Annotated in this window: 14 protein-coding genes and 1 tRNA gene; 11 read left to right on the forward strand and 4 right to left on the reverse strand. The window is 34.9% G+C overall.

Annotation, left to right across the window (positions count from 1 at the left end):
- The first annotated feature begins 17 nt into the window (after positions 1-17).
- From HNQ35_RS00005 to HNQ35_RS00035, 7 genes are all read left to right on the forward strand, one after another.
- Positions 18-94, forward strand: a tRNA-Asp gene (locus HNQ35_RS00005).
- A 373-nt stretch (positions 95-467) separates the two neighbouring features.
- Positions 468-1,433: a thiamine-phosphate kinase gene (thiL, locus tag HNQ35_RS00010; RefSeq protein WP_146935414.1), complete on the forward strand. Its 966-nt coding sequence runs from the start codon at positions 468-470 to the stop codon at positions 1,431-1,433.
- Between the two features lie 8 nt (positions 1,434-1,441).
- On the forward strand, positions 1,442-1,915 hold the full coding sequence (tsaE, locus tag HNQ35_RS00015) for a tRNA (adenosine(37)-N6)-threonylcarbamoyltransferase complex ATPase subunit type 1 TsaE (protein ID WP_146935412.1): 474 nt from the start codon (positions 1,442-1,444) through the stop codon (positions 1,913-1,915).
- Positions 1,916-1,918: 3 nt separating this feature from the next.
- Positions 1,919-2,629 (forward strand): tRNA (adenosine(37)-N6)-threonylcarbamoyltransferase complex dimerization subunit type 1 TsaB, encoded by a 711-nt coding sequence (tsaB, locus tag HNQ35_RS00020; protein ID WP_146935409.1) that lies wholly within the window; start codon positions 1,919-1,921, stop codon positions 2,627-2,629.
- Positions 2,619-3,074, forward strand: coding sequence for a ribosomal protein S18-alanine N-acetyltransferase (gene rimI, locus HNQ35_RS00025; RefSeq protein ID WP_260173480.1), 456 nt, complete (start codon positions 2,619-2,621; stop codon positions 3,072-3,074). Before tsaB ends, rimI begins: the two co-directional genes overlap by 11 nt.
- A complete protein-coding gene (tsaD, locus tag HNQ35_RS00030; RefSeq protein ID WP_146935407.1) occupies positions 3,071-4,081 on the forward strand; it encodes a tRNA (adenosine(37)-N6)-threonylcarbamoyltransferase complex transferase subunit TsaD in 1,011 nt (336 codons plus the stop codon). Before rimI ends, tsaD begins: the two co-directional genes overlap by 4 nt.
- Before the next feature lie 297 nt (positions 4,082-4,378).
- Positions 4,379-5,563: an FtsW/RodA/SpoVE family cell cycle protein gene (locus HNQ35_RS00035; protein ID WP_146935405.1), complete on the forward strand. Its 1,185-nt coding sequence runs from the start codon at positions 4,379-4,381 to the stop codon at positions 5,561-5,563.
- 28 nt (positions 5,564-5,591) lie between these two features.
- Here the strand turns inward: HNQ35_RS00035 and HNQ35_RS00040 are convergent, their stop codons facing one another.
- The gene (locus HNQ35_RS00040; protein WP_146935403.1) at positions 5,592-7,529 is read right to left on the reverse strand and encodes an ABC-F family ATP-binding cassette domain-containing protein; all 1,938 of its coding nucleotides are present in this window, start codon (positions 7,527-7,529) and stop codon (positions 5,592-5,594) included.
- A gap of 208 nt (positions 7,530-7,737) precedes the next feature.
- Between HNQ35_RS00040 and moaC the strand changes: the two genes are divergently transcribed.
- Positions 7,738-8,226, forward strand: coding sequence for a cyclic pyranopterin monophosphate synthase MoaC (gene moaC, locus HNQ35_RS00045; RefSeq protein ID WP_146935401.1), 489 nt, complete (start codon positions 7,738-7,740; stop codon positions 8,224-8,226).
- Positions 8,227-8,257: 31 nt separating this feature from the next.
- Positions 8,258-8,911, forward strand: coding sequence for a redox-sensing transcriptional repressor Rex (locus HNQ35_RS00050; RefSeq protein ID WP_146935399.1), 654 nt, complete (start codon positions 8,258-8,260; stop codon positions 8,909-8,911).
- 18 nt (positions 8,912-8,929) lie between these two features.
- Here the strand turns inward: HNQ35_RS00050 and HNQ35_RS00055 are convergent, their stop codons facing one another.
- The 3 genes from HNQ35_RS00055 to HNQ35_RS00065 form a co-directional block, all read right to left on the reverse strand.
- Positions 8,930-9,124 (reverse strand): YdiK family protein, encoded by a 195-nt coding sequence (locus HNQ35_RS00055; protein ID WP_146935397.1) that lies wholly within the window; start codon positions 9,122-9,124, stop codon positions 8,930-8,932.
- Positions 9,125-9,129: 5 nt separating this feature from the next.
- A complete protein-coding gene (locus HNQ35_RS00060; protein WP_146935395.1) occupies positions 9,130-9,846 on the reverse strand; it encodes a CPBP family intramembrane glutamic endopeptidase in 717 nt (238 codons plus the stop codon).
- Positions 9,847-9,982: 136 nt separating this feature from the next.
- The gene (locus HNQ35_RS00065) at positions 9,983-10,882 is read right to left on the reverse strand and encodes a 3-hydroxyacyl-CoA dehydrogenase (protein WP_146935393.1); all 900 of its coding nucleotides are present in this window, start codon (positions 10,880-10,882) and stop codon (positions 9,983-9,985) included.
- A 294-nt stretch (positions 10,883-11,176) separates the two neighbouring features.
- Here HNQ35_RS00065 and groES point away from each other — a divergent pair, with 294 nt between their 5' ends.
- Positions 11,177-11,443 (forward strand): co-chaperone GroES, encoded by a 267-nt coding sequence (gene groES / locus HNQ35_RS00070; protein WP_146935390.1) that lies wholly within the window; start codon positions 11,177-11,179, stop codon positions 11,441-11,443.
- Positions 11,444-11,493: 50 nt separating this feature from the next.
- On the forward strand, positions 11,494-13,113 hold the full coding sequence (gene groL, locus HNQ35_RS00075) for a chaperonin GroEL (RefSeq protein ID WP_146935388.1): 1,620 nt from the start codon (positions 11,494-11,496) through the stop codon (positions 13,111-13,113).
- Positions 13,114-13,119 lie beyond the last annotated feature (6 nt).

A 13,119-nucleotide genomic window follows, 5' to 3' on the forward strand; every position in this document is an offset into this window, starting at 1 on the left:
GCCCCCGCAACCAAATTGGTCCGGTAGTTCAGTTGGTTAGAATGCCTGCCTGTCACGCAGGAGGTCGCGGGTTCGAGTCCCGTCCGGACCGCCATGTTAATCTGATACATATAAACATGATTTCATATATAATGAAATCATGTTTTTTTATGGTTAAGATTTTAACAGCTTAGGAATCATATAGGTCGCTATGTTAGATTTAAGAAGCAAAAATGAATTCATAAACGAATTATGATACTTATTATAGGAAAGAATTATTAATTAAGCGTTTTATGTCTAAAGAATAAAGATGAAGCAGAATTCTTTACGTATATCTTCTATAGAATAGTTTTATCACGAAAGCATCATTTTAAGCTGATATTAGGACGGAACATCTATGTTAAAATGTAAACAGCTATTCTCATTGGCTTATGATAGGTTCTCTAGTACAATAAAAAGATGATGTCCAAAGGAAGAAGTGAAAATAAATGGATGAATTTTCGTTTATAAGAGCTATTAAACAAGATTATTATAATCAGTCATCACTAATTAAAGGAATTGGTGATGATGCGGCAGTTATTCGCCAAGGGACAAGAGATATTGTAACAGCGGTTGATACGTTTGTAGAAGGTGTTCATTTTTCAAGAAAAACAATGGATCCAATTCACATAGGTTATAGAGCTCTTGCAGCTAATTTAAGCGATTTAGCAGCAATGGGAGCTGAGCCTGCATTTTATCTTACTTCAATTGTTATTCCATCATCATGGTCTGATAATGAGTTATTAGATGTTATAAAAGGAATGAAACAACTTGCGAACCAATACAAGATAGATTTAATTGGAGGCGATACGGTCAAAGGAAGTGAGCTTACGATATCAATCAATGTCATAGGTTATGTATTACAAGAGAAGTGCTTTTATCGTCATACAAGTGTTCCAGGAGATGTTGTTTTTGTTACAGGTACATTAGGTGATTCACAAGCTGGGCTTCATATTTTAACGTATCCAAATGAATATGATCAAAAAGAATATTTTATTAGACGACATCGTATGCCTACGCCACGCATAGACTTTGCTCGAAGATTACAAAAAATAAAACGAGTGACTCTAAATGATATTAGTGATGGCATTGCTAATGAAGCATTAGAAATAGCAGAAGCGTCGGATGTGTCTATACATTTAATTGATGAACAAATGCCTTCTGTTAAGTCTTTTCAACAGTTTCCAGATACTTTACAATATCAATGGAAGTATTTTGGCGGAGAGGACTTTGAACTTCTAGGAACAGTCGCTGAATTAGAATGGGAGAAAGTCATTGAAGCGGCAATAGAAACAGATACACCGATAAAAAAGGTAGGATATGTGACGACGCCGTTGGAAACAACAAATGTTATTTTACATAAAGATGGAAAGGAAATCTTGCTTGAGAAGAAAGGGTATATTCATTCAAGGTAGGTGATAACATGGATGTATTTAATTTAACGACATATAGTGAAGATGAAACGAAGGAAATAGCTGAAAAATTAGCGTCTTTTTTAAATCGTGGTGACGTGTTAACACTTGAAGGAGATTTGGGAGCAGGGAAAACGACGTTTACTAAAGGTATTGCTAAAGGACTTAACATAAGAGAAAATATAAGTAGTCCTACATTTACGATTATAAAAGAGTATATAGATGGTAAGCTACCTCTATATCATATGGATGTTTATCGTCTAGAAGGTTCAGATGAAGATATCGGTTTTGAAGAGTATTTTTACGGTAAAGGCATTACCGTAGTGGAATGGGCACAATTTATTAAAGATTATTTACCAAATGAAGTATTATCTATTACGATGCATTATGGAGAAAATCAGTCACGTGTGATTGAATTTGTTCCTTATGGACCATATTATCGCACCATCGTTGAAAATTTATTTACAAATGTGAAAGGATTATGAAACATGTATACATTAGCTATTGACACCTCAAATAATGTATTAGGTGTAGCTATTACGACAAAAGACGTTGTCATAGGACAAATATCAACGAATTTAAAAAAGAATCATTCTGTACGTTTAATGCCGACGATTGATTTATTAATGAAACAAGTTGAGATAAAACCATCTCAATTAGAGAAAATAGTCGTTGCAAAAGGACCAGGTTCTTACACAGGTGTCCGTATTGGGCTAACGACAGCGAAGTCACTGGCTTGGGCATTGAATATACCGGTAATTGGCGTATCTAGTCTTGAAGTTCTCGCCTATCAAGGACGTTTTCATGATGCTCTTATTTGCCCGTTTTTTGATGCACGTCGTGGAACAGTTTATACGGCAGGATATATATGGCATGATGGAAAAATGAGTTGTCAATTAGATGAAACGAATATATTAATGACAGACTGGCTTGATATTTTGTTAAAGGAAGAAAAGGAAGTCGTTTTTTTAAGCCCAGATATGAACGTATTTTATGAGCAAATTAAAGACAAGTTAGGAATGTTGGCAGTTATTCCTGAAGCACCTTATCATATAGCAAATGCAGCTCACTTAGCATTAGCTGCTACACATTATAGAGAAGAATCGACTCATTTATTAACACCTAATTATTTACGTTTAGCAGAAGCAGAAGCAAAATGGAGACAAGCCCAAAAGAGAGAGAATAAACATGGTGGATGATTTATTAATTAGAGAAATGGTTGAAGCAGATATTGATGCTGTATTAGAAATTGAAAGAGATTCTTTTCCTGGAGATGCGTGGACTCGAAAGATTTATCGGCATGAAATCATTGAAAATCATTTTGCCCATTATTACGTCATGCTTTTAGGTGATATTTATGTTGGCGTTGTTGGCATGTGGATTGTTATTGACGATGCACAAATAACAAATATCGCTATATCACCACATTTTCGTGGGCGTAAATTTGGAGAAAAGCTATTTGGATTCGCCATGCAAAAAGCCATTCAATATGGAGCTAAGCGTTTATCATTAGAAGTTAGAAAATCAAATATCATTGCACAACGAATGTATAGGAAGTTTGGTCTCATACCAGGTGGAATTCGTAAAAATTACTATAAATATAAACAGGAAGATGCAATTGTCATGTGGGTGAATTTATCATGAACAAAAATAAAGATATATATATATTAGGAATAGAAACGAGCTGCGATGAAACAGCTGTTGCCATTGTGAAAAATGGTCGTGAAATCGTAACAAATATTGTCGCTTCACAAATTGACAGTCATAAACGATTTGGTGGTGTTGTTCCAGAGATTGCATCAAGACATCATGTGGAACAAATCACGATTGTATTAGAGGAAGCATTCAACCAATCGCAACTTGATTGGGATGATATCGATGCGATAGCTGTAACAGAAGGTCCGGGTTTAGTCGGAGCTCTACTAGTCGGAGTTAATGCTGCAAAAGCTATTGCTTTTGCTAAGGGAAAGCCCCTCATTGGCGTTCATCATATCGCAGGTCATATTTATGCTAATCGTTTAATTAAGGAATTTGAATTCCCATTACTATCATTAATTGTTTCAGGTGGACATACAGAATTAGTTTTAATGAAAAAACACGGGCAATATGAAAAGATTGGTGAAACGAGAGATGATGCAGCTGGGGAAGCTTATGACAAAGTTGCCCGCATGCTTGGTCTTCCGTATCCCGGTGGACCATATATCGATCGTTTAGCTAAAGAAGGCGAAGCAAAAATTGATTTTCCTCGTGCATGGCTCGAAAGAGGGAGCTATGATTTTAGTTTTAGTGGATTGAAATCGGCTGTTATTAATTATATCCATAATGCTAAACAGAGAAATGTGGAAATTGATAAGGCTGATATTGCAGCTAGTTTTCAAGCGAGTGTTGTGGAAGTTTTAACTGAAAAAACATATCACGCAGCACAACAATTCGGAGTAAAACAAGTTATTGTGGCCGGTGGTGTTGCAGCTAATAAAGGGTTACGGACAAGTCTTAAGAAAAGATTTAAAACGACTGAATTGCTTGTACCACCACTTCATTTATGTACAGATAATGCGGCAATGATTGCTGCAGCAGGCACAATAAAATTTAAACAAGGAAAAAGATCAGATTTAACACTGAATGCTAACCCATCTTTACCTTTACAATAAATAGTTTTCCACAATTAACAAAAGGATATCCACAATTATGTGGATATCCTTTTAAAATGCTCGTATTAAGGGAAAAAATTGTGGATTAAAAATGTTAATAACTTAAGTTGTATATGTGGATAATGTGCATAACTGTGTGATTTTTTTGTTAAAACAACTGTTGAGATGATGTTTTCTGTGGATAATATTTTAAGAATTGAAGACAAGGATATTATTTGTTATAAACGACATTCGTTTAGAGGTATGTTATAATGTTTTAGAAGTGAACCTATAGTTAGAGAGTACTGGTGAAGAACCGTGATAAAAAAACATTCACATTATATGCAGTATGATTTAATTATCATTTTAATTTTATTTATAAGTGTTAGTTTACTTGGAATATATAGCGCTGACCACATGGAGCAGTATTCAGGTAATAATTTTGTTATAAAGCAACTGCTTTGGTATTTATTAGGGATTGGATTCTTAGTTATCATCCAATTTCTTGATTTAGATCAGTTGAATAGAGCGAGTATATATATATATTTTTTTTCGGTCCTTTTACTAATAGCGCTATTTTTAAGTCCAGAAAGTATTGCAAAGCCTATTAAGGGAGCGAAAAGTTGGTTTAACCAAATAAATGGAAAGCCTTTACCATTATCGATACAACCCTCAGAGTTTGCGAAAATAGGCTTTATTTTATTTTTATCGTCAACTATTAGTAAACACAAAAATAAATTTGCAACAGCGACATTAAAATCGGATATTATATTATTAGCAAAAATCATTGGTATTACATTATTACCAATTGCTTTTATTAGTCAAGAGTCGGATTTTGGTTCATCAATGGTCTATGTGTTTATAGCTGGCGTAATGATCCTACTCTCTGGGATTAATTGGCGAATTATTATTACATTGGCTATTGGAGGAGCTACTTTCCTAGGGGTAGCATTTTGGATTATCGTTACATTTCCTGAGTTATCACAAAATATATTAGGATTAGAACAGTATCAGATTAATCGTGTATTAAACTGGTTTGATCCGAGTCACGAAGATCGCGATACGTATCAGTTTGATTTATCAATTATGGCACTTGGATCGGGACAACTGTTTGGAAAAGGAATTGGCAATTTAGAAGTATATGTTCCTGAAGCGCATTCGGATTTCATTTTTTCAATAATTGGAGAAACATTTGGGTTTGTTGGTAGTTCTCTCGTCATTCTTTTATACTTTATTTTATTATACCGCTTATTAATTTTGGGTATGAAAGTATATGATTATTCTAAGTTTGCTGCTTACATTTGTTTCGGTTATTTAAGCTTGATTTTCATCCATGCTTTCCAAAATATCGGGATGATTGTAGGTGTGATGCCAATTACTGGAATTCCATTACTACTTCTTAGTTATGGTGGAAGTTCTATTATGGCGACAATGATTGGCTATGGTTTAGTTTATCGTGTCGCAGTTGAAGTATCGATTCAAGACGATTATTTATTTAAATAAAAAAGTTGCCTATTTGAGGCAACTTTTTTTACTCAAAATGATTTAATTTTTCTTCTAGTATTTCCCACTCTTCCATTAGTTTATGAATCTGATTCATAATGGACTCTGTTTCTTGCATAAGTTTATATGATTTTTCATGATTTTGGTAGACTTCTGGATCTGTCATTTTTTCTTCTAATGTTATATGTTGTCCTTCAAGTCTATCTATTTTCTCTTCAATTTGTTTAATCTGTCGTTTTAATTTCCGTATCTCACTTTGTTTTTTCTTTTCTTGTTGGAAATGTTTCTTTGTTTGAGCAGTTGAATTCTCTTTTCCTTCTTGTTCCTCAAGAGCTTCAAGTTCACGTTGTTCTAACTTTTTTTCAACATAGTAATCATAATCTCCTAAATAGATAGTTGCTTTGTCTTGAGACAATTCAATGACTTGGTCAGCAATTTTATTAATAAAATAACGGTCATGTGATACGAAGATAATTGTTCCTGGGAAGTTTATTAATGCTGACTCTAAAACTTCTTTACTATCGATGTCTAAATGGTTAGTCGGTTCATCAAGTATGAGTAAATTTGCCTTTTGCAGATGTAATTTAGCCAGTGCAAGGCGCGCTCTCTCTCCACCGCTCAATGAAGAGACTGGTTTCAATACATCATCACCACTAAAAAGAAAATGTCCTAAAACTTGGCGAATATCTTTCTCATCAACAGTTGGATAATCATCCCACAATTCAAGTAGAACGGTTTTATTTGCTGATAATTGTTCTAGTTCCTGATCATAATAACCAATATCTACATTTGTTCCGTATTGAATGTGTCCATTTGTATGTTGGAGCTTTCCGACAATCGTTTTTAATAAGGTCGTTTTACCGACACCATTCGGACCAACAATGGCAATTCGCTCTCCACGATTAACGTGGAAACTAATTTCTTTAAAAAGTGGTGTTTCTGTACCATCATATTGAAAGGAAAGCTTTTCAATCTTTAATACATCGTTTCCACTTTTTTTATTAATTTTAAATGAGAAGTTTGCGGATGCCTCATCGCCGAGCGGTCGTTCCATAATATCCATTTTTTCTAATTGTTTTCTACGACTCTGTGCCCGTTTTGTTGTTGAGGCACGGGCGATGTTTCGTTGGATAAATTCTTCCATTCGTTTAATTTCAGCTTGTTGTTTTTCATATTCTTTGTTTGCTAATTCTATTTCTTTTGTCCGAAGTTCAAGATACTTTGAATAACTTCCATGATATTTTTTCATTCGTTGATGAGCGATTTCATAAATGATATTTACTGTTTTATCTAAGAAATAACGATCATGTGATACGATAACAAGTGCACCAGGATAACCGTTTAAATAACTTTCTAACCATGATAATGTTTCGATATCAAGATGATTGGTCGGTTCATCTAAAATTAATAAATCCGGCTTTTTTAATAGTAACTTTCCAAGTGCTAGGCGTGTTTTTTGGCCTCCACTTAATTCATTGATCGGTGTCTTGTCATCATATTGAGCAAAATTTAAACCAGTCAATACAGATCGTATTTCCGCTTCATACGTATAGCCACCTAAAGATTCAAATTGTTGTTGCTTTTCATCATATGTTCTTAATAAATGTTGATAATCTGTTGGCGACATAGAATCGACTTCAGCCATTTGTTGTTCTAAATGACGTAATTCCATTTCTTTTTCTAATAAAGGTTTAAAGACATCGAGCATTTCTTGCCAGATCGTTTTGTTTGAAACAAGTCCTGTATGTTGTGATAAATAGCCAATTGTTATATCTTTTCTAATATAACGTTCCCCATGATCATAGGATGATAAGCCAGCTATGATTTTTAATAATGTTGATTTTCCAGCACCGTTTCGACCTACGATAGCAATTCGATCATGGTCTTTTATTTCTAGTTTTATATTGTCAAATATTTTATCTGCTCCATAATATTTAGAGATATGACTCAATTGCATAATAATCATCATTCATTCTCCCCATTTCATAAGCTGGATAGAAACTTAATCAACCAGCTTCTATTAGTGTAGCTTATCTATCAATAGGCAGGCAATCCTTTTGTGAATGATCTCACTAAAAACTTGCTATTTGTCTACATATATAGATATAGTATAAGTAATTGTGTCAAATCAATGGCAGATAATACTTATTTTATTATCTGAGGAGGTAAACGTCATGTCCGAATTCACACATTTCAATGTGGACGGTCGAGCACATATGGTTGATATAAGTCATAAACAACCGACAGAGCGAACCGCAATAGCTAAATCTAGTGTTTTTGTAACAAAAGAAATATATGAAAAAATGACTTCACATGCTATTAAAAAAGGAGATGTATTATCGGTTGCTCAAGTGGCTGGTATTATGGCAGCTAAAAAAACATCTGAATGGATTCCGATGTGTCATCCCATCAGTCTTAAAGCAGTGGATATTTCATTTGAATGGCATGTTTCAGAATCGACATATGAACTGGAAATACGTGCGATGGTTAAAACAGTTGGAAGCACAGGTGTGGAAATGGAAGCATTGACTGCAGCTTCAGCAACTGCTTTAACTGTTTATGATATGATAAAAGCAATAGATAAGGGGATTGTGATAGGGAAGACTTATTTATTAGAAAAAACTGGCGGGAAATCAGGGGATTTTCGACGAGAAGAGAAATAATTCTTCACTCTTTTCATAAGGGGGAAATAACATGGAACAACATAAGATACCACAAGCAACAGCCAAGAGGCTACCTCTATATTATCGTTATTTAAATAACTTACAACACCAAGGAAAGACCCGTGTGTCATCACAGGAGTTAAGTGATGCAGTTAAGGTGGATTCTGCTACTATTCGGAGAGATTTTTCTTATTTTGGAGCACTAGGAAAAAAGGGCTATGGCTATAATGTTGAATACTTACTTCACTTTTTTAGAGAAACATTAGACCAAGATGAATTAACAGAAGTAGCATTAATTGGAGTAGGTAATTTAGGTACTGCATTTCTAAAGTATAATTTCTTAAAAAATAACAACACAAAAATTGTAATGGCTTTTGATCGTGATGCAAATAAAGTTGGAACGAAAATTGGTGGTGTTCCAGTTTATCATATAGATGATCTTGAGGAGAAAATAGGCGATATTCATGTTGCCATATTAACCATTCCCGCAAGTGAAGCAGAGACAATGACAGAGCGTTTAGTGGAAAATGGTATTGAAGGAATTCTTAATTTTACACCAGCACGGATTACTGTTCCAAGTCATGTGCGTGTGCATCATATTGATTTAGCCGTCGAGCTTCAAGCTCTTGTCTATTTTTTAAAACATTATCCATTAGATAACGAAAAAGGTAATAAAAAGGAGTAGTTATACAACTACCCTTTTTTACTTTTCTTTTTCATTTTGTTGTCTATGCATACGTATCAGTTTAATGGCTAAACCGAAATCGAGTGTTGCAATTCCAGCCAAGAATATCGTTTTAAACGTCCAAATTGTATCATCAGCTGTTTGAATGGCTAACCATAAAAACATAGCTCCTAAAATAAAGTAAATAATGGCTTGAAATTTAAAAGATCGCATTGTCGTTAGCCCCCAATGAATATAATAGTTTTCAGTTGTTCGAGCTGTTGTTGCATACGTTCAATATCTTCAGGTGTTAAATTATATTGTGCTATGATGGTGATTGTATTCATTGACATATGAACGATAATAGGAACAATAATTCTCTTTGTCTTCACATATAAGTAAGCAAAAACAAGTCCCATCGAAGAATAGATCAATAAATGTTCTGGTTCACCATGAATAATCCCGAAGATAAATGAACTGATTAATGCTGCTATGATAAAATTAGTTTTTTTATATAAAGTACCAAAAATAATCTTCCTAAAGACAATTTCTTCTAAAAATGGTGCGACTAGAGCTGGTACAATCATAAAGAGTGGATAATGGCGTGAAATATCCATAATCATGCCAGTGTTTTCCGATCCTATATCTACACCAATAATCATCGTTTCAATGTAGACAGCAATCATTTGTGCAAAGTAAGCCATAAACACCCCAAGAATCGACCAGAGAATAACGGTATTCCAAGACGCCGCTTTAGGATGTGGCTCTTTTTTTATATCTGGTCTAAGTAAGATAAGTACAACAATCGCTCCGATTATAAAGCTGATAATTTGATAGTAAATAGCTATGGTTTGCACATCAAAATGGAATAAGAAGTATACCACTGGTATACCAATAATACCAGAGAATAATGTTAATATATATGTCGCAATAATCCACCAATAATGTTTCGTCAATGAATGAACGTCCCCTTCTACAAAAAGTATTACTTATGTATTTTATCATATTTACAGAAGGACTGAATAATAATTTGTTAACTTAACGATTATAATAAAAATGGCCGGCCAATGAAGCACCGACCTTTACTCTTTTTTATACTTTTAGAAAATCTGATTGTTCAAAACTTGGATTAGGATATGTGTAGAAGCCCTCACCGGTTTCGCGCCCGAGCTTTCCTTTATCGATATATTCTGTTTTAAGAAGTTCGGATAATTTCTCGAATTCTTTATCACCTGTTACCTTTGCTTTTGAACGACTTATGTTAAATGCTGTATTAATTCCTACTACATCGAGGATAGCAAATGGACCAAGCGGCGCTCCGGTAGCAATCATCCAAGTTTTATCTATCGTTTCATGATCTGAAACTCCTTTTATCAATAGTAATTGTGCCGCTTCTAAGAGCGGTACTAACAATGAATTTAAAATGTAACCAGGCTGCTCTTTGTGAAGAGGTAAGGGAACCATACCAATTGCTTTAGCAAATTCAATAACTTCATTAAAATATTTCATATCTGTTCCTGGATGTTTCATTACTTCTGCAGTATTGTTTTTCCAAATTTCATTTGCAAAATGTAAGGCTAAAAATTTTTCGGGGCGTCCTGTTGCTTCGGCGAATTGACTAGGTAATAGAGTTGAAGAATTTGTTGTAAAGACAGTTTTTTCAGGCGCAACTTTAGCCAGTTTTTTATAAAAATCCATTTTAATATCAACAAGTTCCGGTACTGCTTCGATAAGTAAATCAGCATCTTTGACAGCAACTTTTAAATCACTACTAAAGGTTAACCGATTGTATGCAGCATCTACTTGTTCAGATGATGCTCCTAAATCTTGCTGGTAACGGGGTTTTAGTTTTAATATTCGTCCTTTTGCTTTCTCTAATGCTTCGTCATTGATATCATATACAGATACATCAAAACCATTAAAAGCAGTTTGAAAGGCAATTTGACTACCTAAGACACCGCTCCCGGCGACAGTAATGTTTTTGTAATTCATTCATGTTCTCCTTTCGTCGTCTAAAATTGTGTTAACTAAAGAAACGATATTAGTATTTGTTTCAGTATATATTGTCTGTCTTTTGAAACGTACTTATGCATATATTTATAAACATATGTTTCCACCTTTAGCCGAGTGTGTTACGAATAAAGTTAACACAAATAATAATAACGAGTTTATTTCACTTGCATTTTCTTTTGTTATTAATTATTATATTAATTGGTGTTAGCACTCGAAGTCAGTGAGTGCTAAAAATGATAAAATATGAGAAAAGGAATTAAGGAGGTTGTCTACATGATTAAACCACTAGGAGATCGAGTTGTAATCGAACTCGTAGAACAAGAGGAGAAAACAGCAAGCGGAATTGTTTTACCTGATTCTGCTCAAGAAAAGCCACAAGAAGGAAAAGTTGTTGCAGTTGGAACAGGTAAAAACAAGGCACAAGAAGTGAAAGAAGGAGATCATATTATTTTCTCCAAATTTGCTGGTACAGAAGTGAAATATGAAGGCAAAGAATACTTAATTCTTCGTGAAAACGATATATTAGCTGTTTTAAGCTAACTATACTTAACGATAAAAATAAGGCATTAGATTTTAAGGAGGGCATTTAAATGGCAAAGGAAATTAAATTCTCAGAAGATGCACGTCAATCTTTAATGCGTGGTGTCGATAAATTAGCAGATGCTGTTAAAGTGACACTTGGACCAAAAGGACGTAACGTTGTTTTAGATAAGAAATTTGGCTCACCATTAATCACAAATGATGGTGTAACAATAGCTAAAGAAATGGAGTTTGAAGATCGTTTTGAAAATATGGGCGCACAGCTAGTATCAGAAGTAGCAGCAAAAACAAACGATGTTGCTGGTGACGGTACAACAACAGCTACAGTGCTTGCACAAGCTTTAATTCGCGAAGGTTTGAAAAACGTAGCCGCAGGTGCAAATCCTGTTGGTGTTCGTCGTGGAATTGAGAAGGCTGTCGCGGCTGCAGTTGAAGAGTTAAAAACGATTTCAAAACCAATCGAAGGCAAAGACTCAATTGCACAAGTTGCGACCGTATCTTCTGACGATAAAGAAGTTGGAAACTTAATCGCAGAAGCTATGGAACGTGTCGGTAATGATGGTGTTATAACAATTGAAGAATCAAAAGGATTCACAACTGAATTAGAAGTCGTAGAAGGTATGCAGTTTGACCGTGGATATGCTTCTCCATATATGGTAACAGACCAAGATAAAATGGAAGCAGTTTTAGAAGATCCATATATTTTAATTACTGACAAAAAGATTAGCAATATCCAAGAAGTATTACCAGTATTAGAACAAGTTGTTCAGCAAGGTAAACCACTTCTTCTTATTGCAGAAGATGTAGAGGGTGAAGCGTTAGCAACACTTGTTGTTAACAAACTACGTGGAACATTTAACGCTGTTGCTGTTAAAGCACCTGGATTTGGTGACCGTCGCAAAGCGATGTTAGAAGATATCGCTATTTTAACTGGTGGTCAAGTCATCACAGAAGATCTTGGTTTAGATCTAAAGAGCGCAACAATTGAGCAATTAGGTCGTGCTTCAAAAGTTGTAGTTACAAAAGATGACACAACTATTGTTGAAGGCTCAGGTGATTCTGAAGCTATTGCTTCACGTGTATCGCAAATTCGTGCACAAGCAGAAGAAACAACTTCTGAATTCGATAAAGAGAAGTTACAAGAGCGCTTAGCTAAATTAGCTGGTGGAGTTGCTGTTATTAAAGTAGGGGCAGCAACAGAAACAGAATTAAAAGAACGTAAACTTCGCATTGAAGACGCATTAAACGCAACACGTGCGGCAGTTGAAGAAGGCATTGTTTCCGGTGGTGGAACAGCTCTTGTCAATGTTTATGGTAAAGTAGCTGAACTTGAACTAGAAGGTGACGAACAAACAGGAGCAAACATCGTTCTACGTGCCTTAGAAGAGCCAGTTCGTCAAATCGCTTATAACGCTGGATTAGAAGGTTCAATCATTGTAGACCGCTTGAAAAATGAAAAAACAGGTATCGGCTTTAACGCTGCAACTGGTGAGTGGGTCAATATGATTGATGATGGTGTTGTAGACCCTACAAAAGTGACTCGTTCCGCACTTCAACACGCAGCATCTGTCGCAGCAATGTTCTTAACAACAGAAGCTGTAGTTGCTGATATCCCAGAAGAAGAACCAGCAATGCCTGACATGGGTGGCGGAATGCCAGGCATGATGTAATTAAAA

This window comes from Cerasibacillus quisquiliarum, assembly GCF_014202495.1.
GTDB classification, from domain to species: domain Bacteria; phylum Bacillota; class Bacilli; order Bacillales; family Amphibacillaceae; genus Cerasibacillus; species Cerasibacillus quisquiliarum.

What these genes read in the sequence shown, in the direction of transcription:
- HNQ35_RS00040 (WP_146935403.1), bottom strand. Translation starts at nt 7,529, where the DNA reads ATGATTATTATGCAATTGAGTCATATCTCTAAATATTATGGAGCAGAT.
- tsaB (WP_146935409.1), top strand. Translation starts at nt 1,919, where the DNA reads ATGTATACATTAGCTATTGACACCTCAAATAATGTATTAGGTGTAGCT.
- groL (WP_146935388.1), top strand. Translation starts at nt 11,494, where the DNA reads ATGGCAAAGGAAATTAAATTCTCAGAAGATGCACGTCAATCTTTAATG.
- tsaE (WP_146935412.1), top strand. Translation starts at nt 1,442, where the DNA reads ATGGATGTATTTAATTTAACGACATATAGTGAAGATGAAACGAAGGAA.
- moaC (WP_146935401.1), top strand. Translation starts at nt 7,738, where the DNA reads ATGTCCGAATTCACACATTTCAATGTGGACGGTCGAGCACATATGGTT.
- HNQ35_RS00065 (WP_146935393.1), bottom strand. Translation starts at nt 10,882, where the DNA reads ATGAATTACAAAAACATTACTGTCGCCGGGAGCGGTGTCTTAGGTAGT.
- rimI (WP_260173480.1), top strand. Translation starts at nt 2,619, where the DNA reads ATGGTGGATGATTTATTAATTAGAGAAATGGTTGAAGCAGATATTGAT.
- HNQ35_RS00055 (WP_146935397.1), bottom strand. Translation starts at nt 9,124, where the DNA reads ATGCGATCTTTTAAATTTCAAGCCATTATTTACTTTATTTTAGGAGCT.
- HNQ35_RS00050 (WP_146935399.1), top strand. Translation starts at nt 8,258, where the DNA reads ATGGAACAACATAAGATACCACAAGCAACAGCCAAGAGGCTACCTCTA.
- tsaD (WP_146935407.1), top strand. Translation starts at nt 3,071, where the DNA reads ATGAACAAAAATAAAGATATATATATATTAGGAATAGAAACGAGCTGC.
- thiL (WP_146935414.1), top strand. Translation starts at nt 468, where the DNA reads ATGGATGAATTTTCGTTTATAAGAGCTATTAAACAAGATTATTATAAT.
- groES (WP_146935390.1), top strand. Translation starts at nt 11,177, where the DNA reads ATGATTAAACCACTAGGAGATCGAGTTGTAATCGAACTCGTAGAACAA.